Source organism: Cupriavidus sp. 8B (assembly GCF_054589115.1).
In genome coordinates, this window is record NZ_BAAILO010000591.1 from 1 (window position 1) to 3,273 (window position 3,273).

Consider the following 3,273-nt stretch of genomic DNA (forward strand, 5'->3'; position numbering starts at 1 on the left):
CTGCATGCGGTTGGATAATGGGAGCGGTGTGAATCGAGAGGTTCACGCACCGTTCTGCGAGAGCCTCAGGGTGCAACTCCCTGGGGCTACTTACCTGAGGGATGGCCGGGATTCGCAAATATCTGAAGCTTCAGATATTCTCGATTACCTACACCGGCAGATTAGGCGAAGCGACGTCCAGAGAGCCGTCCAGAGCACGGAAACCCCGGCCGTTGCGGTGCGCATAATCTGAGGGTTTCGAGGAAAGCCATGACCTCGTCGGTTGCGTGAAAACGCGGCATCGCGCGTAGTGCGACGATCGGCGAGTTCGATGGTAGGCGCCTCTTGCTCGAGTATTCGTGATGTAGATATGCGCGGAGATCTTCGATTGAGAGGCCTTGCCAATTCGGTGGACTGTCGCCACACCACCCGTGCAGGAAGTCTTGGACAAACCGGCCATTGGCAGCACAAGCGTCGCGGAGCCCTCCTTGCTGCGCGCCAGTTCAGACTGCGCCATTATCTTCTCCTTGCCGGCACCATGGTCGGTAGGAAAAGTTCTGGACATTATGCGAACCAATGCCTCACAACTCATCTCGCGCGATCCCGCCTGAACACGACGGTGTCGCTGTCGCCTACATGGCGCTTCGCCTAATCTGCCGGTGTGGGTAATCGTCAAAAATCCGCCGCAGCTCCGGCTAACCGTTTGATTTCAAATCGGAGCTCCTCCTTCACGACGGGCCCCCTGACTCCCGTGATAGGCACCCGGAAATGTTCCACCGTCTGCCCGGCGTGGATCGCCCGCTGCAGCCAGTCCGGCATGGCGCCGCGACCGTCCCAGCCCTGCCCGTGCGCGTTGCGGTAGCGCACCGCCTCGGGCAACGTCGCCGGTGGCGGCTCCGCAAAACAGCCGCCGGCCTGCAGGTGAGCCAGGGTCAGGCCGTGCTGGGCCATCTGGATGCGGATCCAGGTAATTGCTTCGGCGCGCTCGATTTCGATCGACTTCATTTTAGGTGCACAGATTTGAGGAAGCTGCGGAGCAGAATCCTGCGTTGTCGTCTCAAAGACCGTTGGGCCTAACATTGTGCCGGCGGATCGCTGGTGTAAAGCAACTTGCTCCCTTGGGGATTGGGAATCACGTGGTCACCCCCGCCGCTCAAAAACTAATCAGACCTGAGGAGCCCGCCGGGCATCTGTCCTCGTGCGGTTTGTCCACAGGCTTATCCCATCTCGCGGTGGACAAATCCCCGCCCTCGGCCCCCCCTCAAGCGGGCCCCGGCTTGAACTTGGTGCGCGTCACCGGCGCCCGGCGCCTGGTGGTTGCCAGGCGGCGCGACGCGGTGGCTTCGGCTTGGGCGCGCTCGGCCCGCCGCAGCGCCGCTTCCAGTTCGACCCGCAGCCCGTCTTGGGCCGCCTGCCCTCGCCCGAGCGCCTGCTCTGTCTCCGCCAGTTGCCGGCGGAGCGTGTCGCGCTCGGCCTGCAAGCGCGCCCGCGCCTCGGCACCGGCCACGGCGGCGTCCTGCGCCCGCGCCTGCACCGCCGCCAGCTCAGCGCGCAGGTCCGCCGCCGCCTGTTCGGCCTTCTGGCGCAGCGTGCGTTCCTGGTCGATCTCGCGCAGCGCGCGGCGCTCGGTGGCCTCGGCGCGCTCCTGCGCGACCGCCACCTGCTCGCGGGTGCGCTCGAGCTCCGTCGAGAATTGGGTACGCAACTCCTGCAACTGCCGCTCGAGCGCCTCGGCCTGACGCACGCCCTCCTCCTGGCGCGCCCGCGCGGCCGCGTGGGCCTGGCGCTCGGCCTCCAGTTCTCCCTGTAGCGCCGCGCGTGCGCGCTGGGCGGCATCGAGCCCGGCCTGCACGGCGGCGGTGGCCTGCTCGGCCACCACCACCGCGGCCCGCGCCTGGTCGCGCTGCGCTTGCGCCTCGCTCGCCTGCAGCCGCGCTTCGGCCCGCAGCGCGGCCAGTTCGCCGGTGGCGGCCTCGTTGGCGGCCTGCCAGATCGACTGCACGGCGTCGGCCGCGATCGCCTTGAGCGCCTCAGGCAGCCCGGGCTGGTCGATGGTCACGCGCATCTTGCCGCGCAGGTCCGCCCAGAACTGCGCCAGCACCTCGGTGGGCGTGCCCATGCTGCCCTTGCGCACCAGGCCGTAGAGCTTGTTGGCGGTGGGCGTGATGCCGTACCGGAAGAACAGCAGGGCGCAGACCTCGCGGTAGAGCGCGCGGGTCTCGGGGAACTGCGCGCGCAGGTGGGCCACGTCGGCGGCGAGCGTGGCCTCCCGGGCGGCGTCGGGAGCGGCCTCACTGGGCATGGGCGGCGTGGATGCGGGGCTGGCAGTCATGTTTGGGCGGCGCACGAGGTTGGTTTCTGTAAATATTACTACGTAATACGTTAATTTGTTGAATAAATTGACAAATCTTTAGACATAATTCATATTCTGTCTATAATGATGGCTACCCTCACGCCATGCCGCCCGCCACCCCGATGGAACCCCTCCCCCTCCCCCTCACCGCCCTGCCCGCCACCCCGATCGAGCGCTTGCGCCTGCCCGCCGAACTGAGCGGTACCGCCGGCAGCAACCGGGCGCGCGGCGGCACCCCGCAGATCTCAGCCGCCGACGATCTGGCGGCGGTGACAGCCTGGCTGGCCCGCTACGCCGACACCCCCGCCACCCTGCAGACCTATCGGCGCGAGGTGGAGCGGCTGCTGCTGTGGGCCGTGATGCAGCACGGCAAGCCGCTGTCGTCGCTCACCCATGAGGATCTGCTGCTGTACGAGCGCTTCCTGGCCGATCCGCAGCCGGCCTGGCGCTGGGTGATGGCGTCGCGCAAGAAGCTGGCGCGCGGCGCGCCCGCGTGGCGGCCGTTTGCCGGGCCGCTTTCCCCGGTCAGCGCGCGCCACACCATGGTGATCCTCAATGGCCTGTTTGCCTGGCTGGTCGACGCGGGCTACCTGGCCGGCAACCCGCTCTCGCTGGCGCGCAGCCGGCGCGGCCAGTCCAAGCCGCGCGTCACGCGCTACCTGAGCCACGACATGTGGCAGGCGGTCAAGGACGCCATCGACGCCATGCCGGGCACGCTCGAACGTGCGACCGAGCGCGACCGCCTGCACGCGGCGCGCTGCCGCTGGCTGCTGACCGTGCTGTACCTGGGGGGCTTGCGCGCGGCGGAGGTGGCCAGCGCGCGCATGGGGGCGTTTTTTTGCCGGCGTGACAGCCAGGGCCTGGAGCGTTGGTGGCTGGAGGTGACGGGCAAGGGGGACAAGACGCGGCTGGTGCCGGCCACGGACGAAATGATGGTGGAG

At 67.7% G+C, this 3,273-nt stretch carries 3 protein-coding genes; 1 reads left to right on the top strand and 2 read right to left on the bottom strand.

The features are described 5' to 3' along the window. Positions 1–651: 651 nt before the first annotated feature. Positions 652–984, bottom strand: a complete 333-nt coding sequence (locus ACYP5B_RS49640; protein WP_459574810.1) for an H-NS histone family protein — start codon at positions 982–984, stop codon at positions 652–654. A gap of 256 nt (positions 985–1,240) precedes the next feature. Beyond that, a complete protein-coding gene (locus ACYP5B_RS49645; protein ID WP_459574811.1) occupies positions 1,241–2,311 on the bottom strand; it encodes a DNA-binding protein in 1,071 nt (356 codons plus the stop codon). A 143-nt stretch (positions 2,312–2,454) separates the two neighbouring features. Here ACYP5B_RS49645 and ACYP5B_RS49650 point away from each other — a divergent pair. After that, positions 2,455–3,273, top strand: an 819-nt coding sequence (locus tag ACYP5B_RS49650) for a tyrosine-type recombinase/integrase (RefSeq protein ID WP_459574812.1), incomplete at its 3' end; no start/stop codon positions are given.